This is a genomic window from Kitasatospora sp. NPDC094019, assembly GCF_044764505.1.
Classification (GTDB): Bacteria; Actinomycetota; Actinomycetes; order Streptomycetales; family Streptomycetaceae; genus Kitasatospora.
The window spans coordinates 219,585-241,277 of the sequence record NZ_JBIWIF010000001.1 but is presented as its reverse complement, the minus strand read 5'-3'; the positions used below and the strand labels follow the sequence as shown (position 1 = coordinate 241,277).

Below are 21,693 nucleotides of genomic sequence, written 5' to 3'. Positions count from 1 at the left end.
GCGGCCCGATCCGGAAGCGGCCCGGACACGGCAACGGCCGGGGCGGTGGACGGGTTTCCCGTCCACCGCCCCGGCCGTGCTGTGCCGTCCGTGGTGCTGTCGCGCCGTGGTGCGGTGCCGCTCGTACCGCCGTCGGCGGTTCAGGAGGCGGGCACCCCCGGGGCGGCGCCGCGATCCTTGAGCATGTCGGTGATCAGGCCGATCTCCGAGGTCTGGCCGATCACCATCGACTGCGCGAGCCGCTTCTCCGACTCATTGCGCGCCATGTCGACGTAACCCTGGGCCATCTCCACGCCGCCCTTGTGGTGCTCCAGCATCAGCTGCAGGTAGAACACCTCGGCCTCGCGCCCGCTGAGCGAGCGGAGCTCGGCGAGCTGGGTGGTGGTGGCCATGCCGGGCATCAGCGAACCGTCGTGCGCCTGGTAGTCGGCGCCGTGGCCGTGCCCGCCCATCGCCATCCAGGCCATCGGCTTGGCCGGCGAGTGCTGGGTGAGCCCCCACTGGTCCAGCCAGCCCATCATCATGCCGCGCTGGTTGGCCTGGGTGTTGATGATGTCGAAGGCCAGCGTGCGGGTGGGCTCGTCCGTGGTCCGGTCCCGGACGATGAAGGACAGGTCCACCGCCTGCTGGTGGTGCGTCGCCATGTCGCGGGCGAACCCGGCCTCCGGGGAGTCGTCCGCCGGCACGCTGAGCGAGGAGGTGCCGGAGGCCGACGTCCCGCCGGCCACCAGGGCCGGCACCCCGAGCGCGAGGGCGAGCGCGGCGGCCAGCGCGGCCGGCCACCAGATCCGCCGCCGCGAGGCCGCCGGGGCGTCCTCGGCGACGGCGTCCTCGTGGCCGCCCGCCTCGGCGGCGGTCACATCTGCCCCATCGAGCAGGAGGCACCCGGCTCCTGGGTCTGCTTGCCCTGGACGTACTTGGTGAAGAACTGGTTCACCCGGGGGTCACTGGCGCTGTCCACGACGAGCTGGGTCGACCAGGCGTTCAGGGTGATGGTGCCCTGCTCGTCCGGGTACGGGCTCATCAGCGAGTACGGGGTGGCCTTCACCTTGTCGGAGAGGGCCTTGATGTCGTCGGGGGTGGCCTTGCCGTTGTAGGTCACCCAGACCGCGCCGTGCTCCAGCGAGTGCACGGCCCGCTCGTTCTCGACCGGCTGGTCGTAGACGGTCCCCATGCAGTCCAGCCAGACCGCGTTGTGGTCACCGCCGACCGGCGGGGTCTGCGGGTAGGTGACCTTCTCCTTGACGTGGTTGCGGCTCAGGTCGCCGAAGGTCTGGACGCCCTCGATCGGGGCGGCGGCAGCGGCGGCCTTGTCCTTCTTGTCCTTGTTGGCGTCGACCACGATCCAGGTGCCGGTGGCTATCGCGGCGATCACCAGGACACCGGCGACCGAGCTCGCGAGGATCTTGTTGCGGCGGTCGCGGCGCTGCTCGACGGCGCGCAGCTCGGCGATCCGGGCGCGGCGGTCGGTGCTCGCCTGCTTGGCGCTCGGCTTGTTGCCCTGGGCCTTGTTCGACTGCTTGGAGGCGGAACCCATGACTTGTCCTTGTCCCCACCGCGCATCGGGCGCGGCGGTCTGAAGAGGTGGCGGGAGGGGGCGGATCCGTCGGTCCGGCCCGCCCGGCGCGCGCGGTGGGCGGCGGGGGAGGGCCGGGGGCCGGCGGCGGGTTCCGCTCAGGACCGGTGTACTTGGAGTTCGTGCAGGTCGGGCACGGGGTGCGGCCCGACCAGCAGTCCGGCGGGCACCACCCGGGGCGGCATCTCGGCGGTCTCCGGCCGGGGTGCCGCGGCGGGTTGGGGGTGCGGCGGCGGGTTGGGGAGCTGGGCGTCCTGGGCGCAGTACGGGTGGCTGGAGCAGCCGTTGTTGCGGTGCGGCGGGTCGCCGTCGACCGAGCACCAGGTCCAGTGCCGGTGGCTCTCCGCGCGGAGCCGGTCGCCGAGGGTCTGCGGCGTGGTGGCCGGACCGGTGGCGGCGGTGCCGAGCAGGTGCGGGGAGGCGTCGCCCCCGGGAGCGGCGGCGAGTCCGGTCGGCGGTCCCACCGGGGGGTCGGCCGGGACGGTCACCGGGAAGCCGGACCGTTCGGCCGTGGCCGCCTTGGCGTGTGCCGCGCACGGGAGCGCCGTCAGCAGCCCGACCAGCAGCAGGATCCACAGCGCGCCCACCGGGCGGACCGCGCGGGCGGTCCTCCCCGGCCGGGGTGTGCTGGGGGCCGACGCGGTCATGCGCACATTTAATCAGCCGAACGAGTGAAGCGAGCCCCCTCCCCGGTTCTGATTTTCGGGCCCGGGGTCCCCGGAACACCCCGGAAACATCCTGGTCCGGGCGGTTCGGTCGACTGCGGGAGGAACGGAAGCGAAACGGGCACCGAACCCGGTGATCGGTATCGGCCGATGTGTGCGTGGTTGTCGCCGAAACCCGGACAGCGTCGTTGCACTTGGGGACAATGACGTCGAGCCCGGCCCGCCCGGGGGCGGCGCCAGAAGCAGCGAGCAACGAGCGACGAGCAGCAGCGACCAGGAGCCGCCAGATGACCGAACAGGGCGCACCCGCGCAGCAGCAGCTCCGGCCGGACGACGGCTGGTGGGACACGGTCTACGCGGGCCCGGCCGGCACCCTTCCCGACACCCCGGACGCCGGGCCGGGGGAGGGCAGCGTCGACGACTGGTTCGCGACGGCGGCGGGGCTCATCGGGCAGCAGCGGGGGGCGGTCGCGGACGCCGGGGAGGCTGCCGAGGCCGGGGACGCCAGGGAGGTTGTCGACGCCGTACCGGAGGCGGCGGCCGGGGCGGTGCGGGCCGACCAGGAGGTGCTGGAACGGGAGGTGCTGGAACGGGATGTGCTGGAACGGGACAGCATCGACGACTGGTTCGACACCGCCGTCGGCGTGATCGCCCCGCAGCGCCCGGCGGACGGGCCTCCGGGCGCCGACGACACCCGTCGCTTCCCCGCTCCCGCCTGGGCGGACGCCGGGCCGGTCGGCGCGACCCCGGCCGAGCCGCCGGAGGCCGTGGACACGACCGCCGAACCGGCTCCCCGGGTGCCCGAGCCCCGGCCCAGGCCCGGTGGCGTGGCCGACTCCGTTCCGGCTCCGGCTCCGGCTCCCGTTCCGGCTCCGCCTTTCGTCCCCGGCCCCGTTCGCGTCCCGGAGCCGGTGGCCGAGGCGGCTGCCGATCCCGATCCCGAGCCTGATCCCGATCCCGAGCCCGTACTCGCACCTGAACCCGCACCTGAACCCGCACCTGAAGCCTTCGTCCCGGAGCCCGAAGCCCCCACGTCCGCGCCGGATCCCGAACCCGCCGCCGCGCCGCCCGCCCTCCGGTCCGACCCCCGCCCCGGCCGGGCCGCGTCCGCGCCCGCCGTGCCGCACGTCGGCGAACGCCCGCCCACGTACGGCCCCGAGCCGACCGCCGTCCCCGAGGCCGACCCCGGCGCGCTGGGCGGCGTCGTCGCCGACACCGTGCTGGAGGGGGCCCAGTACGGCGCCACCGCCCTGCGGGCGGCCTCCGTGCGCGGCGACTCCGCCCGTTACCGGGGCGAGCCCCGGCGGGACTCGCTGTTGGTGACCCGGTTCGGCGAGGGCGCGGACGGGCTGCTGCTCGCGGTGCTCGGCGGGTTCGACCACTCCGGCCCGGCCGCCGGGGCGGTCGCCACCGCGAGCGCCGAAGCCTGCCGCCAGCTCGCGGGCGCGGTCGGCCGCAGCCGCGAGGGCCTCGCCGCGGACCTGCGCGACGGCGCCCGCGACCGCCTCCGCTACGGCCTCCAGCGCCTCGCGCTCAGCGCCGTCGCCCCGCTCCGCGCCCTGGCCCCGGTCGGCGCGGAGGACGGGGAGGACGGGCCGCCTTCCCCCGCCTCGCTGCACTGCCTGCTCACCTCGCTGGACCCGGAGGCCGGGTACCGGGCGGCGTTCGGTGTCGGCCCCGGCGGGCTGTACCTGCTGCGTTCCGGCCACTGGATCGACGCGTACGCGGCCCGGCTGCTGCACCACCCCGACGGCCAGCCGCCGGTGCCCGAGTCCCCGGCGCCGGGCCCGCGTCCGTTCCGCTTCCGGATGGTCCCGGCGACGCCGGGGGACATCCTGCTGCTCTGCACCCCCGGTCTGGCCCGCCCGGTCGCGGACGAGCCCGCCGTCGCGCACTTCCTGGCCTCGCACTGGGCGCACCCGCATCCGCCCGGCACGGTGGACTTCCTCCGCCAGGTCCAGGTCCGCGCCAAGGGCTACACCGACGACCGGACCGCCGCCGCGATCTGGACGGAGTGATCGGTGCAGGCCACGCAATCCGTGTGAGCCGCCCGCGGGCGCGGGCCGGCGCGGCCGGGCCCGACGGCGGGGGTCAGGCCGCGACCGGGCCGAGCAGGGCGGCGCAGGCCGTGGCGGCCAGGCGGTGGGCGCGGGCGCGGTCGGCGCCGGGCAGGCCCAGGGCGAGCGGGACGGCGAGGCCGTCGAGGAGGGCGCGGATCTGACTCGCTCGCTCGGCGGCGTCCCCGGGGGCGAAGCGGGCGGTGGCGGTGCCCTCGTCGATCAGGGCGACCAGGTCGGCCTGCCAGGGCCCCTCGATCTCCAACTGCCCCTGCCGCAGCTCCTCGCTGGCGGGGGACCGGCCCCACACCTCCACCCAGAGGATCCAGCGCGGGTCACCGGGGCCCTCGGGCAGGTACAGCGCGGTGTACTCGTCCAAGCGCTCCCGGACGTCGCGGGCGCCGTCGGCGAGCATCTCCCGGCGGCGGGCGCCGAGCTGCTCCTCGCTCCAGCGGAGGGTCTCCAGCAGCAGCTGGTCCTTGCTGCCGAAGTAGTAGAGCAGGTGTCCGGCGCTCATCCGGAGCTGTTTGCCGAGGCCGGCCATGGTGAGCTTGGCGAGCCCGTGCTCGGCGATCGCGGCGCGGGCGGTGGCGAAGACCTCCTCGCGCGGGCGGGCCGGTCGGCGCGGGCGGGCGTCGGCCATCGGTGCTGTTCCTCCGGGGGTCGGTAGGGGTTTCACGATACCGACCGTGCCCGGCGGAGCACGGAGTGGGAGGTCGGCCGGTTCGACTTCCCACTCCCGCGGGTACGTACCGATCGGGGACGTTCCCGACCCGGGGAGGTGGCCCGATGGCCGCGCTTATCCTCCTGTTCGCCGGTTTCGCCGCCCTGGTGGCCGGCCTGGCGGTGTTCCTGCACCGACGCCGCGGCGGCCCGACCGAGAACCTCGACGGCGTGCTGACCGAGCGGGAGCGACTGGCCCAGCTGCGGGCCCTCCGCTCCTCGTACAGTTCGATCGCGATGCACAGCACCCACGGACTCACGACCGACGACCTGGCGAGGTACCACCGGTAGGCCCGGGACGGATCAGCGGTCCCCGTGGGCGATCCGGTGCGGGCCGAGGAAATAGGAGAGCGCCGCGTGCGAGGGCCCGTCCGGGATCTCGCCGCCGATCAGCAGCTCGACCACCTCGGCCTCCGGGAGCCACTCCACCCGGGCCGCCTCGGAGATGTCCGTCGGCTCGCCGATGCGCGTGCAGCCGGTCACGTGGAACGCGTGGAAGCGCGCGTCCGAGATGCCGGACATGGCGTCGTACTCGGTCATCGGCTCGACCCGGCCGGGGCGCCAGCCGGTCTCCTCCTCGACCTCGCGGGCGATCGCCGCAGCAGGTTCCTCGCCGGGGTCGGCCCAGCCGGCCGGGACCTCCCAGCCCCACCTGCCGGTGATGAACCGGTGCCGGTGGATCAGGAGGAAGCGCCCGTCCTCGTCGGTGACAACGGCGGTGGTCGAGGCGCGCGGCATCCGGAGGACGTGGTGCTCGACCCGGCCGGTACCGGGGATGTCGACATCGTCGAGCCACAGCTCGACCCACGAGGAGCCGTAGACCTTCCGCCGCCCGTGGACCTGCCACTCCGATCCCGCCACGGGGGTCTCCTCACGCGCGTGCGAACTGGTGGCCGGACTCTCTCACACGCGTGCACCGCGTGCCGCCGGGCATGCGGCCCGGCGTCCGCCGCTGCGGGTTCTGGTCCTGTCGGACAGCGTGACCTGCGCGGACGTCAGGTGCTCGGCTGCTGGGTGATGCAAGCCATGCCGCCATTGTGAGAGAGGTCCCCGACGGCACAGGTCAGCGCACCGCTGGGATCGCCCCGGACCGCCAGTCCGAGAGCCGCTTGCGGATGCTCGGCACCATCGGCAGCGCGTCCGTCTCGGTCGGGGTGAACCAGGCGACCTCGGTCGACTCGTCGGAGACGGCCAGGTTGCCGCCGGTCGGCCGACCGAGAAGGCAGATGGAGAACTCCTGCCGGACCTCGCCGTCGTCGTAGGCGAAGACGTGGTCGGGGTTGGTGTAGGTGCCGACGATGCCGGTGATCTCGATGTCCAGCCCGGTCTCCTCGCGGGTCTCCCGGATCCCGCACCCGGCCAAGCTCTCGCCGAGATCCATCTTCCCGCCGGGAAGCGCCCACATTCCGTTGTCGGTACGGCGTTGGAGGAGCACACGGCCCGCATCGTCGACCACGACCACGGAAGCGGCCGGGACGAGGGAGTTCGCCTCGGGGGCGTTGGGGTCGTCCTCGTAGTCACGCCTGGGCACGCGCCACCTCCGCGGTCGGGATCGTCCACACGTCGCGCCCGTTCGCCCACAAGTCCTTGATGTGGCCGGCGAATCGGTCGAACACGCCGTCCTCCTGGCACCTGCGGAAGTGCATCATCGGGGCGTCGTGGCCGATCCTACCGGGCAGCAACGGGGTCACGATCATGTCGCCGTCGAAGCGGAAGGCCGAGCGGGAGACGTGCCCGGTCTCGCTCGTCGGGCAGGATGACCTGCGCGGACGTCAGTTCCTCGGCTGCTGCTGGGTGATGTCGGCCGTGCTGCCGTCGTGAGCAGAGGACACCGATGGCCCTTCGGTACGCTCACGCGGCGGCGGTCAGCGCCCTGGCGCGCTCGGCATAGTCGGCCGCGAACCTGTTCTTCCCGAAGGGTTCCATGCGTCGCTGCAGGTCGGTGACGGCTTCCAGGGCCCGGGTGCTCTTGACCTGTCCGGCGAGGGAGATGGTGCGAAGGCCGGCGGCGTGCGCCTGCTCCAGGTCGCCGCGCTGCAGGTAGGCCGACGCGAGCGCGGCCTGCGAGAGTGCGCCGCGACGGGCCCGCTTCTGCTGGCGGGTGTGGTCGATGCTGAGCCGGGCGTGCTCGGCGGCACCCACATGGTCACCGGTGTCCCGCAAGGTCATCGCGTGCTCGCCGTGCAAGTAGGCGCCGTCGATGAAGAGCGCCCACTCCGGCTCCCGCTCATGGTCGATCTGCTCGGCGGCGGCCTCGGACTGCGCGACGGCTCGTACGGCCGCCGCCTTGTCGCCGAGCACGGCGAGTGCGCGGGCTTCCAGGGCCCACAGGTCCGTGAGCGCTGCAGCCGAGGTGCCGCGCAGCCCCTGCCGGCCGGACTGGGCGAGCCGCAGCCCCTCGTCCGGGTGGCCGAGAAGGGTCGCCTGGTCCGCCATGCCCGCCAGCACGTGGGCGCCGAGCGGGGTGTTCCGGGACTCCTCGGCCAGCCGGAGGGACTGGATGAGGTACCGCTGGGCGGTGCCGTGTTCCCCGGAGTCGTATGCCATCCAGCCCAGAAGGTAGGTCTGCTCCGCTGCGGCCTCGCAGAGCGCCCGGCGGACGTCGTCCCGCTGAGGGCGCTTCAGGAGCGGGTAGACGTGGATGTTCATGTACTGGGCAAGCAGGAGCCGGCCGCTGCCGCCGCCCTGGAAGATGTCGACTCGCTGGAACTCCGAGAACATGTTCTTGACCGCGCTGACATCTTCGAAGCGGACGCGGGGGCCGGGCTCGGGTTCTTGGTCGAGGACGCCGAGGAGCCAGTCCCGACTCGGTCCGGTGGCGGCGACGGCGGCGAAGGGTGCGGCGGCAAGGAATCGGCGGCGGTCCACGTCTGCTCTCCCCAGGTCAGCGACTGTTGCCACCGTAACGAGCCAGTCGCGGTTGTACAGCAGCGAGCGGTCCTCGGCCGGGCTCTCCCCGAGCCCGAGTTCGTACGATGTGACCCGGTATCCGAGCGCGTCCGAAATGACGTCGGCGACGATCCCGGGGATGGGCCGACGCGGCTTGTTCCCTTCGCGCCAGCGTCGTACGGCAGTCGCGTCGGGTGATACCTGCGGGTGCCCGGCATGCTGAGCTGCGGCTTTCACCCGGCGGGCAAGTTCGGCGTTGCTCAGGCCCGTTCGGGCCAGCCACTCCACGAGCTCGGCATTCGGCGTCTTCGGCGTCTGCATGTCCCTGTCCTACCCCCGTCTGCCGCCCCGCGCAGAAGTGCCACCCTGTGCCATCCCTCCAGTACTCACAATCCGGTGATCACAGGTCGACCCTTGGTGCTGATGGTAGAGCTCAGGACGCGCAGGAGGGGACTGTGTCGACGGCCGAACGTCCGTTGCGGAACACCGAGCTGTCCGCGTGGACATGGATCGATTCCACGCCCGACGGGCTGGCGAGCATGGTGCTGGTGACACCCCTGGGAGAAGGCTCACCGGCTCTGGGGTCGCTCGCGGAGCGGGCGGGCCTGCTGCCTCCGGAGGCGCCGATGCCCACGCCGGATCTGCGCCTGGTGCTGCACGACAGCTGTGCGGTGGTGATCATGCCTCGTGCGGAGACCGCGCTCCGAATCCCCGCAGACGCGGAGTGGGCTGCCTTCGTGCGTCGCGGCGGCACGGTCGTCGTCATCCTGGGCGAGCGGCCTTTGGAGCCCGGGGCGGGCCGTGCGGCGGTCGATCGGTACCTGATGGACACGATCCCGCCCGGTCGGCTCTGGCTGGGAAAGACGACGCTGGCCACCGCTGGCCACGCTCCCGCCCAGGTGCGAGGAGGGGCGTGCGTCGTATGCGGCCTGGCCGGTGGAGTCCTGGAGCCGGTCGGCTACGCCTACACCCCTACTTCGGGTGCTCCGCTCGGCTGGCCCGTCGTCGCACACGCTGTATGCCCAGCCTTCAAGGGAGGAGCGATGACCGGCCTTCCGCACCAGCCAGGTGTCCGACTCACGCAGGCCCAGCGCGAGGGTCGGGCCTGCGTGTTCTGCGAAGGCTCCTCCGGCCTGAAGGAGGCGGGACACGTCATCGATCGCGGCCTGGGCTACGCGGTGAAGGTCTGCCGGTCCTGCCGCCACGCGGAGCCGGGCCGGTGAGCGCCGTCGGCGGGACGACGCCCGAGCGGGTGCGGACGAAGGGCACCTGCGCCGTCTGCGGCGAGTTCCCCGTCGAGGGCGATCTGCTGGAGACGGTCGACGAGCGCACGGAGCTGGTGACCGGCCACGGATGCACGCCGGTCCGACGCCGGGCCGAGCAGCCGCGCCGGTACCAGGGGAACCGATGACTCCCGGCCGCCGCCGGCGGGACAAGCCGGACACGGCCCGCATCGAACTGGGGACCTGTATCGACTGCGGCGCCCGTGCCTACGGCTTCGTCATCAGGCGTGCGAAGGTCCGCCGCGTGCTGGTGGAGCACTGCACGGGCGACGAGGACCATGGTCGGCCGTGGTTGACGGTGGCTGCGGTGGTCTCGGTCGCGACTGCGGCCGCGGTGATCGTGTGTGTGCTGCTGCTCGTCGTACAGCGCTGATGCCCCGGCCGGCGCCCGGTGGGGCGCCGGCCGGGGCATCAGGAGGCCATCGTGTCGTGGGTGCGGGTGACCTGCGCGGACATCAGGCTGTTGGCTGCCGCTGGGTAGTGCAGCAGATGCCGCCGTCATAGGGGCTGCCGACGTTCCGACCTGGCACTACCCCGCAGAACGAGATGCCGGGTGGACCGTACAACGGCAACGTCAGCTCGGGCCGGCGCGCGGGGAGGCCCATGCCGCCGTACTGCGAGAGGACTCCGACGGCGCGGGTCGGTGGCTCAGGCGCCGGGCACGGAGAGGGTGGCGGCCCCCGTGGGCCGCGCTTCGTGTGGCGGATCTTTGCGAGTAGCTACTGCGCTGGAACCGGCCGAGAGGCCGCGACGGCATCGGTGTACTGCTCGGTCGTCAGGTCCTCCCCGTGGAGGCCGAGTTCAGCGAGGACGGATCGTACGACAGCGAGAGCTGGCGCGAGGTCGGCTTCGGTGGCCGCGATGGTCTCCAGCTCGATGAAGGTTCCGTCGATCTCGGGGACGCGGACGAGGGTGGCGAGGAGCCGTCGGCCGTCGTGTTGGAGGTCGTAGTTGCGGCAGCGCTTCTCGAAGGCGATCCGGGGGACGAACCCGAGCGCGCGGACGATCTCGTGCGCGGCCTCGGCGTCCTCGACGCGGGTCTCCGCCTCGGGCTTCGACCCGGATGCCTCATCGACCCGGGCGCCCTTGTACGTCAGGACGGTGCGGGTGTCCTCCGGGCCGTGAACGGTGCGGATCCGCAGTTCCCTGTCCGCCCCCATCAGCGAACCGTCAGGGGCGTCGTAGTAGGTGTCGCGGTACACCTCCGCGCGGCCCGCTCCGTACTGGTCCTCCAGCAGTCGCAGGAGTGTCTCCGGGTCGCGGACCACGGCCTTGAGCTCTGCCTCGATCGCCACTACTACCCCTCTCGGATCACGCGCTCCGCGTCGTCCACCATGGCGTCGAACATCCTTCGCCATCCCCGGTACAGCGGCCCGTAGGGGGTGGCCAGCACCTTATAGGTTGCCGACTGGTGGCCTTCCCAGTCCGTGTCGAACGCGCTGACGTAGAGGGTCTTGTCGAGCCGGATCACCCGTCATACGGGCAGGGTGCGGTAGTGGTAGACCTCGACGCGGCCGAGCGCTGCGAGCTCACGCAGGCGGGCCTCGGCGAGGCGTACGCCGCCGGCCAGGGACTCGGGTGACTCGCCGATCTCAGCTGCCCGACGGGCCAGTGCGGGTGAGTCCGGGGCGAGGAGGAGGACTCGAAGGCGGGGTGGGTCGTCGCCGTCCCGGTCGAGGTGCGGGCGGAGAAGGGAGTCCCGGAGGGCAAGTAGCCCGAGACCCCGGACGGCGAGGACGTCGAGTTCCGTCGCCGAGCGGGCCGCGCGCTGGATCTCGGCCGCTGCCGACGCCTGGTCGGAGTAGACACGAACGATCTCCGGGAACGCCGCGAGGTCGAATGCCGCGCCGGGCGTTCGACTCTCCCGCTGCGGGGCGAGGCCGAGCAGTCGTCGAGCCTCGGCCGGCATGTTCAGCCCGTCCGCGATGCGCTCGAAGACGTCGAGCCGGACCACCTCCCGCCGCCCGTTGATGATCTCGTTGACCCGGCTCTGGGTCATGCCGACCTGGGCGGCGATCCGGGCTTGGCTGGCGCCGCTGTGGTGTTGGACCCATCGGAAGGTGGCAGCGATGTCGCGGGCCCTCAGGGCAGCGCGGATCTCCGAATTCTGCCACGCGGGGTCAGGAAGCCGGATCGGTTCGAGCGCAGTCACCACAGCGGCAGTCCAGTCTCCGCGAATCCATCTCAGCGTGAGATTACCGGCCGGGTATCGAGGTCGGCGGCCCATTGCCCGAATCTCGTCAGAGGATGATGCGGCTCGGATACCGCCGCCTCGGCACCAAGGAGAGCGCATGGCCTTGACCGCAGACGAGGACTGGACCGTCAGCGTCGATGGGCGCCTGGACCCTACGGCCCTGCCACCGGCGGCGGCACTGACCGCCGTCTGGCAGGCCGTGAAGGATCTGGAGCTCGGGGACCAGCAGCGCGCCGCTGTTCGCATGCTCTTCGGCACCGGGGCCACCGAGACCGTCGAGGCCGCGCTGGACGGAGGCGCGCTGGACTTCCCGGTCACCCTTCCGGCCGGCCGGATCGTCGTCCGTGTCCGGCGTGGTGACGGTCGGACCGCCAGGCAGAGGCATGCCGCGCGGTACCGGCCTGTGCAGGAGCCGCCGCGCGGACGGAACCCCGGGCTGTGGGTGGTGATGGACAGCACGACATGCGAGCCGGTCCGTGAGAAGGGGCACGTTCTGCGGTGGGGCATCGAGTCGAGCGCGTGGTCCTGGATCGGCAGAGAACTGGCCCGTAGCGACTACCAGGGGAAGGCCGGCCATGCTCGGCGCGCCTTCTGAGGAGGAACTCGGCGTCCTGCGCGCCCCGGTCCTCGACGGCCGCGGTGATCGTGTGCGTGCTGCTGCTGACGATCTGGCGCTGTGCCCCGGCCGGTGCCCGGTGGGGCGCCGGCCGGGGCATCAGGAGGCCATCGCGTCGTGGGTGCGGGTGACCTGCGCGGGCATCATGCCTTCGGCTGCTGCTGGGTGATGCAGTGGATACCGCCGCCGTTGGCGAAGATCTCGCGGGCGTCCACCAGTTCGACCGTGCGGCCCGGGTACGCCTCGGCGAGGATGGCGGCGGCCTCCTGGTCGCGGGGGTCGTCGAAGGCGCACAGCACCACGGCGCCGTTGGCGACGTAGTGGTTGATGTACGAGTAGTCGACCGGCTCGCCGTCCTCGTCCAGCAGGACGGTGGGGGCGGGCAGTTCGACGACCTCCAGCGGGCGGCCCTGGGCGTCGGTGGACGCCCGGAGGATCGCCACCAGCTCCTGGCACACCGTGTGGTCGGGGTGGGCCGGGTCCGGCTGGACGTGGGCGACGACGACGCCCGGGCGGACGAAGGAGGCGACGATGTCGATGTGGCCGCGGGTGCCGAACTCGTCGTAGTCGCGGGTGAGTCCGCGCGGGAGCCAGATCGCCTTGGTGGTGCCGAGGAAGGCGTGCAGTTCGGCCTCGACCTCCTCGCGGGTCCAGTCGGCGTTGCGGCCCTCGCCGAGCTGGACGGTGTCGGTGACGAGCACGGTGCCCTCGCCGTCGACGTGGATGCCGCCGCCCTCGTTGATCAGCCGGGAGGCGAAGCGCCGGACGCCGGTCAGCTCGGTGATGTGCTCGGCGATGTGCTGGTCCTTGTCCCAGCGGGCCCAGCCCTGGGCGCCCCAGCCGTTGAAGATCCAGTCGGTGGCGGCGAGACCGCCCTTGCCGTCGATCAGGAAGGAGGGGCCGATGTCGCGCATCCAGGCGTCGTCGAGCGGGCGCTCGACGATCTCGACCTGCTCGGAGACGTACTTGCGGGCCTCCGCCGTCTCCCCGGTGTTGACGACCAGGGTGACCGGCTCGTAGCGGACGATCGTGTTGGCGACCGCGGCCCATGCCTCGCGGCCGGTGTGCAGGTTCTCCGGGGTGTCGAAGGTGGGGTTGGTGGTGGGGAAGGCCATCCAGGTCCGGTCGTGCGGGTGCCACTCGGCGGGCATCCGGTAGCCGAGCGAGGCGGGGGCGGGGGTGGTCATCGGGAGGTCCTTCGGTGGAACGGGCGGGTGACGGTGCGGATAGTGCGGATGGTGCGGGTCAGAGGAAGTAGAGGCGGCTGAGCGAGACGCTGTCGGCCGGTTCGGAGCGCACCGGTTCGCCGTCGAGCGAGACCAGGCCGGTCTCCGTGACGTCGACCCGTCCGGTGCGGGCGTTGCGGACCAGGTCGCGCGGGCCGATGCCGCGGGTGCCGCGGACGCCGACCCGGCGGCGCCGGGTGGGCATACCGTCGGCGGCGCGGTCCAGGTAGGCGCCCTCGGCCGCCGCCCGGGCCACGAAGGCCACCGAGAGGTCGGCGGCGGTCGCGCCGTGGGCGCCGAACTGCGGTCCCAGCACGAGGGGTTCGCAGCGGTCGGTGGAGGCGTTGGGGTCGCCGACCACGCCGTAGGCGGGGAAGCCGGCCTTGAGGACCAGCTGCGGCTTGGCGCCGAAGTGGTCGGGGCGCCAGAGCACGATGTCGGCGAGCTTGCCGGTCTCGATCGAGCCGACCTCGTGCGCGAGGCCGTGGGCGATGGCTGGGTTGATGGTCAGCTTGGCGATGTAGCGCAGCACCCGCTGGTTGTCGTCGTCGGGGCCGTCGCCCTCCATCGGGCCGAGTTCGGCCTTCATCTTCCCGGCCAGGGCGAAGGTGCGGCGCACGGTCTCGCCGGCCCGGCCCATGCCCTGGGCGTCGGAGGAGGTGATGCCGATGACGCCCAGGTCGTGCAGCACGTCCTCGGCGCCCATGGTGCCGGCCCGGATCCGGTCGCGGGCCATCGCGGCGTCGCCGGGCAGGTCGGTCTTGAGGTCGTGGGCGGAGACGATCATGCCGAAGTGCTCGCCCAGGGCGTCCCGGCCGAAGGGCAGGGTGGGATTGGTGGAGGAGCCGATGACGTTCGGCACGCCCGCCATCCTCAGCACGTCGGGCACGTGGCCGCCGCCGCAGCCCTCGATGTGGAAGGCGTGGATCGTCCGGCCGTCGAGTACCCGCAGGGTGTCCTCGACGGACAGGCACTCGTTGAGGCCGTCGGTGTGCAGGGCGACCTGGACGTCGTGCTCCTCCGCCACCCGCAGCGCGGTGTCCAGGGCCCGGGTGTGCGCGCCCATGTCCTCGTGCACCTTGAAGCCGGACGCGCCGCCCTCGACCAGGGCCTCGATCAGTGGGGCCTCGTCGGAGGAGGAGCCGCGGCCGAGGAAGCCGATGTTGACGGGCCAGGCGTCGAAGGCGTTGAAGGCGTGCCGCAGGGCCCAGGGCGAGTTGACGCCGACGCCCCAGACCGGGCCGAACTCCTGGCCGATGATCGTGGTGACGCCGGAGGCGAGCGACGCCTCCATGATCCGCGGCGAGAGCAGGTGGACGTGGGTGTCGACGGCGCCGGCGGTGGCGATCAGGCCCTCGCCGGAGACGATCGTGGTGCCGGTGCCGACCACGACGTCCACGCCGTCGAGGGTGTCGGGGTTGCCGGCCCGGCCGATCGAGGCGATCCGGCCGCCGACGAGGCCGATCGAGGTCTTGCGGACGCCCTGGACGGCGTCGATCACCAGCACGTTGCTGATCACCACGTCACAGGTGTCGCGGACGGCGGCGGGCCTGAGGTGCAGGCCGTCCCGGGCGGTCTTGCCGAATCCGGCCAGGAACTCGTCCCCCGGCCGCTGCGAGTCCGACTCGACCCGGACCACCAGGCCGGAGTCGCCGAGCCGGATCCGGTCCCCGGCGCGGGGGCCGTGGACGGAGATGTAGTCGTGCGGGGTGATGGACGTCATGACTCCGCCTCCGCGTCGTCGAAGCCGGTCAGGTACCCGGTGGCGCGCGCCTTGGCGAGGGCGGCCTCCTTGGCGCCGGGGGCGTCGAGCGGGCCGTCGACCAGGCCGGCGAAGCCGATCGCGACCCGGGCGCCGCCGATCGGGACCAGGCCGACCTCGACCGTGGCACCCGGGTCGAAGCGCACCGAGGAGCCGGCGGGCACGGCCAGGTGGGTGCCGTAGGCGGCGGCGCGGTCGAAGGCCAGCCGGGGGTTGGCCTCGAAGAAGTGGAAGTGCGAGGTGACGGAGATCGGGACGGCGGAGGTGTTGTGGACGGGGACGACGACGGTCTCCTCGACCGGGTCGTAGCCGGCGCCGTCGCCGGGCAGGGCGCCGCCGGGGGCGTGCTCGCCGAGCGAGCCGGCGCCGCGGAACGGGTCGTCGACCACGGCGAGGCGGGTGCCGTCGTCGAAGACCGCCTCGACCTGGACCACGGTGACCACGTCGGGCACGCCGGGCAGCACGTCGGCGGCGGTGAGCACGGAGCGGCCGGCCTCGACGGCCTCGGCGAGGCGGCGGCCGTCGCGGGCGGCCTCGCAGACGGCGTCGGCGATGAGCGCGGTCGCCTCGGGGATGTTGAGCCGCACGCCTCGGGCGCGGCGGGCGCGGGCCAGCTCGGCTGCTGTGAAGATCAGCAGCCGGTCCCGCTCGGTGGGGGTCAGTCGCACGGTTCCTCGCTCGCGGTCGCCGGGGAGGGAGAAGTGAGGTGGGAGTGAGGGTGGGTGGGGGTGAGGGCTTTTAGAACGGCGTTCAAACGACTCCGGCCATTGAACCCGGAGCCGTCCGCCCTGTCCAGCCTTGCCGCTCGCGCGCCGTTCGGCACACGGGACGCGTCCGGTCGCCCGGGTCGGGCGGGTGGTCCGGGGCCGGACGGGCGGCCCGGGAGCGGCCGGGGCCCGCCGTCCGCCGCCCGAGCGCCGCCCGGTGCCCGAAAGTCGCCCACGGGCTTCGCAAACCTGTCCGGCGCGGGCGGCCGGATCACGCGAACCGCCTCGTGCCCCTTTCACCCCAGGTGATCGCCCGCGCACTGTTCCAAATGCCGAAAGGTGGGCATGACGATGATTGGTCAGTACCAAAGGGGGCCGACCGACCGGCGGGGGATCCGGATCCGGGCGGCCAGAGCGAGGGCGGGGGCAGGGGTGATGGACGGTCAGTCGCGATTCCCGCGGCAGCGGACGAGTTCGGGGGGCGCGTTCCGGATCACCGGGACCGGCCAGGGCGCCCCGGCGGGCACGGTGGATACAGCGGGTGTCACCCGGCCGGGCGTACCGGCACCGGGGTGCGCCCTGAACCGCCGGCTCCACCTGGCACTGGAGGCCGCCGACCTGGTCGCCGTCGGCGCGGTCCGCCACCGGCTGCGCGCCGCGCTCGGCCACTGGGGCGTGCCCGAGCTGGCCGACACGGCCGAGCTGCTCACCTCCGAGCTGGTCACCAACGCGCTGCGGCACACCGCCCGGGGGGCGGTCTTCGACGCGGTGCTCACGGGGGACCAGCGGCTGCGGATCGAGGTCCAGGACGGCGAGGCCGGGCTCCCCGGCCGCCGGCGCGATCCGGACGCGGAGTACGCCACCTCCGGCCGGGGGCTGATGCTGGTCGAGGCGCTCGCCGACTCCTGGGGCGTGCACCTGCGCGGCGACGGCAAGGTCACCTGGTTCGAACTGGCCGGCGCCGAACTCTGACACCCGGCCCCGCCGTTTGTCGCAGGAGCACTGTTCGCTGTCGAACGATGCCCGTAAGTGAAGGCGATCGGCAAGATTTCCGGCCCGTTGCCATTGCCGCTCGGCCGAACATTGGCCAGGATGGTGGGAATGTGTGCCCACGAGCGGGAAGCGGCGGGAAACTCCCACCGTCTCGACCGATGACCGCCTGTCGGCACACGACCGTCTAGCACCACCCATCACACCGCCACGCGGCCCGTCCGGACGGTCGGCGCGGTCCGCCACGGCAGCGGCAGGAGCAGCATGCCCACAGAGCCCGAGTCACCGGGGCCGGCCCTCCCGTCCGGTCCGCCCACGACCGGCTCGGGCCGGGCCAGGCCCCCCGCGCAGGCGGCCCGTCGGCACGCGCTGCGCACCGCCCCCGGTCTCGCGGCCGGCCGGCTCGCGCCGATGCTCTCCGGCGGCCTGCCGCTCTCCCCGGGCGATTCCACGCCGGACTGGCTGGAGCCGGCGATGGCGGCCAACGGCATCGGCTCCTTCGACTGGGACATCCGCCGCGACATCCTGGAGGGCGACCAGCGGGCCTGCACCATCGTCGGCCTGGACTCGGCCGAGAAGGGCCGCTTCGACCGCACCTCCGCCTCCTTCCTGGGGCTGCTCCACCCCGAGGACGCCCCGGTGGTGCGCCGCCGGGTCGAGCGCGCCGTCGCCGAGCTCGGCCAGTGCGGCGCCTACTACCGGACGGTCGGCCCGCGCGGCACCACGCGTGCCGTCCGCTTCCGCGGCCGGGTCCTCGCCGACGCCTTCGGCCGGGCCTCCCGGATGGTCGGCTTCGTCTGGGACGCCACCGTCGAGCTGCACAAGCGCGACCGCGCCGACCGGCTCGCCCTGCTGCGCGAGGAGCGTTCCCGCTTCATCAAGGAGGCCGCCCGGGCCCTCTCCGAGGCGGTCACCGTGCGCGACGTGGCCCGGGTCTTCACCGAGCTGCCGCTGCCCGGCCTGCCGCCGGACGGCCTCGTCCTGGCCTCCTTCGAGGCCGGCCGGGTGCAGATCCTCGGCGCCTCCGGCTACCGGCCCGAGGAACTGGCCGGCTACGACCGCTCGGTGCTGCCGCCGAGCCATCCCGCGACCGAGGCGCTGCGGGGCCGGGCCCCGGTGTTCTGCGCCAGCCGCGAGGAGTACCGCGAGCGCTACCCGGACGTCTGGGAGCAGGCCCGCCGCACCAGCCGCAGTTCCTGGGCGTTCCTGCCGCTGGTCGCCAGCGGCCGGGCGATCGGCGTCTGCGTGGTCAGCTTCGACGACGACCGCCAGCTGGACGCCGACGAGCGCACCCTGCTCTCCACCCTCGGCGGTCTGGTCGCCCAGTCCCTGGCCAGGGCCCGGCTGCACGACGCCGAGCACGAGCTGGCGGCGGGCCTCCAGCGGGTCATGCTGCCGCGCACCGTGCCGTCCGTGCCCGGGGTCACCACCGCCGTCCGCTACCTCGCGGCCGGCTCCGGCCTCCAGATCGGCGGCGACTGGTACGACGTGGTGCCGCTGCCCGGCGGCCACGTCGGCCTGGTCATCGGCGACGTCCAGGGCCACGACGTGCACGCGGCCGGGATCATGGGCCAGCTGCGGATCGCCCTGCGCGCCTACGCCGCCGAGGGTCACCCGCCCGCAGCCGTGATGGCCCGGGCCTCCCGCTTCCTCGCCGACCTGGACACCGACCACTTCGCCACCTGCACCTACGCCGAGGTGAACGTCGACTACGGCGTCGTCTACGCGGTGCGGGCCGGGCACCTCGACCCGGTGGTGCGGCGCGCCGACGGCACCGCCGCCAGCGTCCCGGTGGCCGGCGGGCTCCCGCTCGGCATCGCCCCCGACGAGGAGTACCGGGTCACCCGGTTCAGCCTGGACCCGGGCGAGACGGTGCTGCTCTGCACCGACGGCCTGGTCGAGTCGCGGGGCATGGACCTGGACGAGGGCATCGCGCGACTCACCTCGGTGCTCGCCGAGCCGCTCGCGGACCCCGCCCGGACCGGCCGCGACCCGCTGGAGGAGCTGGCCGACCGGATCGCCTCGCAGGCCGCCGACTCCAGCGAGCGCGAGGACGACATAGCGCTGCTGGTGCTGCGCTGGGACGGTCCCGAGGGCGGGCTCGCCGCCCAGCAGCTGCGCCGCCGGATCGGCCAGGCCGACCTGGCCCGGATCGCCGAGGTCCGGGCGGAGCTGCGGGACGCGTTGCGCCGCTGGGGTGTCGCCGAGCTGATCGACACCGCCGAGCTGCTCTCCTCCGAGCTGGTCACCAACGCGATCCGGCACACCGACCGGGACGCGATGTTCACCGCCCGGCTCTACCGGGAACCGGCCGCCGACGGCGGCCGGGCCCGGCTGCGGGTCGAGGTGGAGGACGAGTCGGACCTCTGGCCGACCCGCCGCACGCCGGGGGAGCAGGCTTCCTCGGGGCGCGGGCTGATGCTGGTCGAGGCGCTGGCCGACGGCTGGGGCGTGGAGCCCCGGGGGTCGGGCAAGCGGATGTGGTTCGAGCTCACGGTGGCGACGGCGGAGTGACCCCCGCGCGGCGCCGCCCGGGGAGCGACCCCCGGGCGTGCTGCCCGGGGGCCCCGCGGCGGCGGCCTCAGCCGAACTGCTGCTCAAGGTCCTTCAGCTTGCGCTCCAAGGAGTCGAGCCGGGGCAGCGCGACGGTGTCGTCGTCGAGCGTGAGGTCGATGGTGCGCCGTTCGGGACGGGCCGGCAGGCCCGCCTGCGCGACCGCGCCCTCCACGGCCTCGGCCCGTCCGGGCGGCTCGACCGCGGTCCGGTCGGGACCGCCCGGGCCACCCGGACCGCCGGGACCGTCGGGGCCGCCCGCTATGGCGGACTCCGGGCCGGGCTCCAGCTGCCGGGACGCCGACCCGGACCCGCCGCCGCGCGGACGCCAGGCGCCGTGGGCGCGGTTGATGGCCCTGATCTCGGCCCGCTCCCGGCGCCCCGCGAGCTTGCGGCGCTCCTTCTCCCTGGCGTTCTCGCGCTTGTCCTCGCGGACCTCGTCGACCGCCTCGTCCAGGCTCCGCACGCCCTCCAGCAGCATCAGCGACCAGGCCGCGTAGGTCTCGCGCGGGGCGCGCAGCCAGCGGACGATCCGGATCTGCGGCAGCGGGCGCGGGACCAGGCCCTGTTCGCGCAGTGCGGCCCGGCGGGTCTGCTTGAGGGCCCGGTCGAACAGCACGGCGGCCGAGAGCGACATCCCGGCGAAGAACTGGGGCGCGCCGGCGTGGCCGAAACCGCGCGGGGCGTGCACCCAGTTGAACCAGGCGGAGGCGCCGGCGAACAGCCAGACCAGCAGCCGGGAGCCGAGCGCGGCGTCGCCGTGGCTGGCCTCGCGCACGGCCAGCACGGAGCAGAACATCGCCGCCCCGTCCAGGCCGAACGGCACCAGGTACTCCCAGCCGCCGGACAGGTCGAGGTTCTGCACCCCGAACCCGACCAGGCCGTGGAAGGAGAGCGCGGCGGCGACGGCCGCGCAGCAGAACAGCAGGGTGTACGAGGCCCCGCCGTACAGGGACTCCTTGCGGCGGCGCCGTTCCTCGGACCGCTCCCAGGAATCCGCGGCGGTCCCGCCGCCGCCGGATCCGCGACTCCGGGCCAGGGCCACCAGGAGTGCGCTGACCAGCAGCGCGGCAACGCCGGTGACGGCCCAACCGAGCGGTATGTCGGACAATTTCATCGCCTGGACCAGCCTCGCTTTCCTGCGTCGCACATTCCTTTGCCGTGATGGCGGGGACCATCATGACGGATGCTCGGCCGGAGAATGGCTGATTCGCTGTCAATGCGCTGGCGAGAGGGATTTCTGGCGAGGGATAAGTCGCATTGTCATATTGAAAGCGATGGGGAATTCCCGCATTTCCGGGGGTCGGGGCCCGGCCGGGCCCCGCACCGCCGTCCGCCTTCGTCAACCCCGTGTGACGCGGGGACAGCCGGTGCACATCGCCTCGGCCCGGGCGGTGTAGACGAGGCAGCAACTGGCCCGGCACCGGTCGGAGCGATCGGTGCCGCCGGACGCGGGGGCGGTGAAGCCGGCGCCCGGCGTGAAGGGCGCGCACTCCGGCGCCGGGCGGGCGGCCCGCCGGCCCGGCGGCCCGGACGCCTCCGACGCGCCGGGCGCGAACAGCGCGGCGAGCTCCGTCCGGGCGCGCTCCTCCTCGCCGAGCAGCCCCCCGGTGTACCAGAGGCCCTCGACCACCGCGTCGGTGGCCATCGCCCACAGGGTGCGCGGTCCGCGCCGCACCTCGGGGCGGAAGGCGTCCAGCACCGGGGTGAGGAAGTCCGCCAGCGCCGAGCGGAGTCCGGCGGCCAGGGCCGCCTCGTCGGGCACCGCGCGGGCGTCCGGCGGGGGCGCGGCAAGGGGGAGGGCGGGGGAGCGGAGGCCCGCGCCCGGGGCCGCCGGATCGTCCGGCAGGCAGAGGAAGGCGCCCGGGCGGACCGTCAGCTCACCGGTGCGGCGGCGGACCGCGATGTCGCCGGGCACGAGCAGCGGCACCCGGCGCTCCAGGAACCACGGCAGCGTGAACAGCAGCGCGACCGGCCAGACGAACCGGTGCAGCCCGATGCCCGCCGCCACATCGGGCCGCAGTGGCCGCCCGTAGCGGGCCAGGGCCCGCCGGGCGTCGTGCGAGATCAGCTCGCGCAGTGCCGCCGGCCGGGCCACCAGGTCGGCCCCCGCGAGCCAGCCCCGGCCGCTGCGGGGCGGGGCGCAGCGCACCCGGAGGGCGGGGAGCACCTCGCCGAGCCGCCGGTACGCGGCCGGCCCGGCCGCGGCGGTGGCCGCCGGGCGTACGGCGGTGGCGGTGGCACCGGTGCCGGTGGTGCCGGTGGTGGTGCCGGTCGCGCCGGTGGTGGTGCCGACGGTGGTGGTGCCGACGGTGGTGGCGCGGTGGGCGGAGGGGGTGGCCGGGCCGGTGGGTCCGGCGGGTCCGGTGCCGGGACCGGACCGCCCGACGGCCGGCGCCACGGGGGTGGGGCGGGTGCTGCGCGCGCTCATGGTGGGCCCCATCGGGTCGAC

The 21,693-nt window shown here is 73.8% G+C and carries 23 protein-coding genes; 8 read left to right on the top strand and 15 right to left on the bottom strand.

Annotated elements, in window-relative coordinates; translation table 11 throughout:
* Positions 1-140: 140 nt before the first annotated feature.
* From ACIQ9P_RS01130 to ACIQ9P_RS01120, 3 genes are all read right to left on the bottom strand, one after another.
* A complete protein-coding gene (locus ACIQ9P_RS01130) occupies positions 141-860 on the bottom strand; it encodes a DUF305 domain-containing protein (protein WP_402347704.1) in 720 nt (239 codons plus the stop codon).
* Positions 857-1,537, bottom strand: coding sequence for a DUF3105 domain-containing protein (locus ACIQ9P_RS01125; RefSeq protein ID WP_402347701.1), 681 nt, complete (start codon positions 1,535-1,537; stop codon positions 857-859). Before ACIQ9P_RS01125 ends, ACIQ9P_RS01130 begins: the two co-directional genes overlap by 4 nt.
* A gap of 137 nt (positions 1,538-1,674) precedes the next feature.
* Positions 1,675-2,223, bottom strand: coding sequence for a hypothetical protein (locus ACIQ9P_RS01120; protein WP_402347698.1), 549 nt, complete (start codon positions 2,221-2,223; stop codon positions 1,675-1,677).
* Between the two features lie 305 nt (positions 2,224-2,528).
* On the opposite strand from ACIQ9P_RS01120, the gene ACIQ9P_RS01115 reads away from it, so the two are divergent.
* Positions 2,529-4,259, top strand: a complete 1,731-nt coding sequence (locus ACIQ9P_RS01115; RefSeq protein WP_402347695.1) for a hypothetical protein — start codon at positions 2,529-2,531, stop codon at positions 4,257-4,259.
* Between the two features lie 73 nt (positions 4,260-4,332).
* On the opposite strand, the gene ACIQ9P_RS01110 is transcribed toward ACIQ9P_RS01115, so the two are convergent.
* Positions 4,333-4,941 (bottom strand): TetR family transcriptional regulator C-terminal domain-containing protein, encoded by a 609-nt coding sequence (locus ACIQ9P_RS01110; protein ID WP_402347692.1) that lies wholly within the window; start codon positions 4,939-4,941, stop codon positions 4,333-4,335.
* 146 nt (positions 4,942-5,087) lie between these two features.
* On the opposite strand from ACIQ9P_RS01110, the gene ACIQ9P_RS01105 reads away from it, so the two are divergent.
* Positions 5,088-5,312: a hypothetical protein gene (locus ACIQ9P_RS01105; RefSeq protein ID WP_402347689.1), complete on the top strand. Its 225-nt coding sequence runs from the start codon at positions 5,088-5,090 to the stop codon at positions 5,310-5,312.
* Between the two features lie 12 nt (positions 5,313-5,324).
* Here ACIQ9P_RS01105 and ACIQ9P_RS01100 read toward each other — a convergent pair whose 3' ends face one another.
* From ACIQ9P_RS01100 to ACIQ9P_RS01090, 3 genes are all read right to left on the bottom strand, one after another.
* A complete protein-coding gene (locus ACIQ9P_RS01100; protein WP_402347686.1) occupies positions 5,325-5,882 on the bottom strand; it encodes an NUDIX hydrolase in 558 nt (185 codons plus the stop codon).
* A gap of 202 nt (positions 5,883-6,084) precedes the next feature.
* Positions 6,085-6,552, bottom strand: coding sequence for an NUDIX hydrolase (locus tag ACIQ9P_RS01095; RefSeq protein ID WP_402347684.1), 468 nt, complete (start codon positions 6,550-6,552; stop codon positions 6,085-6,087).
* Positions 6,553-6,872: 320 nt separating this feature from the next.
* Positions 6,873-8,231, bottom strand: coding sequence for a transcriptional regulator (locus ACIQ9P_RS01090; RefSeq protein WP_402347681.1), 1,359 nt, complete (start codon positions 8,229-8,231; stop codon positions 6,873-6,875).
* Between the two features lie 134 nt (positions 8,232-8,365).
* Between ACIQ9P_RS01090 and ACIQ9P_RS01085 the strand changes: the two genes are divergently transcribed.
* From ACIQ9P_RS01085 to ACIQ9P_RS01075, 3 genes are read left to right on the top strand one after another with little or no spacing between them, the layout of a single operon-like run.
* Positions 8,366-9,133, top strand: a complete 768-nt coding sequence (locus ACIQ9P_RS01085) for a hypothetical protein (protein WP_402347678.1) — start codon at positions 8,366-8,368, stop codon at positions 9,131-9,133.
* On the top strand, positions 9,130-9,321 hold the full coding sequence (locus ACIQ9P_RS01080; protein WP_402347675.1) for a hypothetical protein: 192 nt from the start codon (positions 9,130-9,132) through the stop codon (positions 9,319-9,321). Before ACIQ9P_RS01085 ends, ACIQ9P_RS01080 begins: the two co-directional genes overlap by 4 nt.
* Positions 9,318-9,566 (top strand): hypothetical protein, encoded by a 249-nt coding sequence (locus tag ACIQ9P_RS01075; protein ID WP_402347672.1) that lies wholly within the window; start codon positions 9,318-9,320, stop codon positions 9,564-9,566. The genes ACIQ9P_RS01080 and ACIQ9P_RS01075 overlap by 4 nt, the downstream gene beginning before the upstream one ends.
* A 346-nt stretch (positions 9,567-9,912) precedes the next feature.
* Here ACIQ9P_RS01075 and cyaB read toward each other — a convergent pair whose 3' ends face one another.
* The 3 genes from cyaB to ACIQ9P_RS01060 are packed head-to-tail and all read right to left on the bottom strand — an operon-like array spanning position 9,913 to position 11,420.
* The gene (cyaB, locus tag ACIQ9P_RS01070; protein ID WP_402347669.1) at positions 9,913-10,488 is read right to left on the bottom strand and encodes a class IV adenylate cyclase; all 576 of its coding nucleotides are present in this window, start codon (positions 10,486-10,488) and stop codon (positions 9,913-9,915) included.
* A gap of 2 nt (positions 10,489-10,490) precedes the next feature.
* Positions 10,491-10,664, bottom strand: a complete 174-nt coding sequence (locus ACIQ9P_RS01065) for a hypothetical protein (protein ID WP_402347667.1) — start codon at positions 10,662-10,664, stop codon at positions 10,491-10,493.
* A gap of 3 nt (positions 10,665-10,667) precedes the next feature.
* A complete protein-coding gene (locus ACIQ9P_RS01060; protein ID WP_402347664.1) occupies positions 10,668-11,420 on the bottom strand; it encodes a helix-turn-helix domain-containing protein in 753 nt (250 codons plus the stop codon).
* Positions 11,421-11,484: 64 nt separating this feature from the next.
* On the opposite strand from ACIQ9P_RS01060, the gene ACIQ9P_RS01055 reads away from it, so the two are divergent.
* Entirely contained in the window at positions 11,485-11,982 is a 498-nt protein-coding gene (locus ACIQ9P_RS01055; protein WP_402347661.1) for a hypothetical protein, read from the top strand.
* Between the two features lie 164 nt (positions 11,983-12,146).
* On the opposite strand, the gene ACIQ9P_RS01050 is transcribed toward ACIQ9P_RS01055, so the two are convergent.
* From ACIQ9P_RS01050 to ureA, 3 genes are read right to left on the bottom strand one after another with little or no spacing between them, the layout of a single operon-like run.
* Positions 12,147-13,190 carry an agmatine/peptidylarginine deiminase gene (locus ACIQ9P_RS01050; RefSeq protein WP_402347658.1) on the bottom strand — a complete coding sequence of 348 codons (1,044 nt, stop codon included), beginning with the start codon at positions 13,188-13,190 and terminating at the stop codon, positions 12,147-12,149.
* A gap of 58 nt (positions 13,191-13,248) precedes the next feature.
* Positions 13,249-14,952, bottom strand: a complete 1,704-nt coding sequence (locus tag ACIQ9P_RS01045) for an urease subunit alpha (RefSeq protein ID WP_402347655.1) — start codon at positions 14,950-14,952, stop codon at positions 13,249-13,251.
* Positions 14,949-15,659, bottom strand: a complete 711-nt coding sequence (gene ureA, locus ACIQ9P_RS01040; protein WP_402347652.1) for an urease subunit gamma — start codon at positions 15,657-15,659, stop codon at positions 14,949-14,951. The genes ACIQ9P_RS01045 and ureA overlap by 4 nt, the downstream gene beginning before the upstream one ends.
* Positions 15,660-16,226: 567 nt before the next feature.
* Here ureA and ACIQ9P_RS01035 point away from each other — a divergent pair.
* Together ACIQ9P_RS01035 and ACIQ9P_RS01030 are read left to right on the top strand one after the other, a co-directional pair.
* Positions 16,227-16,670, top strand: coding sequence for an ATP-binding protein (locus ACIQ9P_RS01035; protein ID WP_402347649.1), 444 nt, complete (start codon positions 16,227-16,229; stop codon positions 16,668-16,670).
* Positions 16,671-16,952: 282 nt separating this feature from the next.
* Positions 16,953-19,202, top strand: coding sequence for a SpoIIE family protein phosphatase (locus ACIQ9P_RS01030; protein WP_402347646.1), 2,250 nt, complete (start codon positions 16,953-16,955; stop codon positions 19,200-19,202).
* 67 nt (positions 19,203-19,269) lie between these two features.
* Here the strand turns inward: ACIQ9P_RS01030 and ACIQ9P_RS01025 are convergent, their stop codons facing one another.
* Positions 19,270-20,358 carry a DUF2637 domain-containing protein gene (locus ACIQ9P_RS01025; RefSeq protein ID WP_402347643.1) on the bottom strand — a complete coding sequence of 363 codons (1,089 nt, stop codon included), beginning with the start codon at positions 20,356-20,358 and terminating at the stop codon, positions 19,270-19,272.
* A gap of 225 nt (positions 20,359-20,583) precedes the next feature.
* A complete protein-coding gene (locus ACIQ9P_RS01020; RefSeq protein WP_402347641.1) occupies positions 20,584-21,672 on the bottom strand; it encodes a (2Fe-2S)-binding protein in 1,089 nt (362 codons plus the stop codon).
* Between the last annotated feature and the right edge of the window lie 21 nt (positions 21,673-21,693).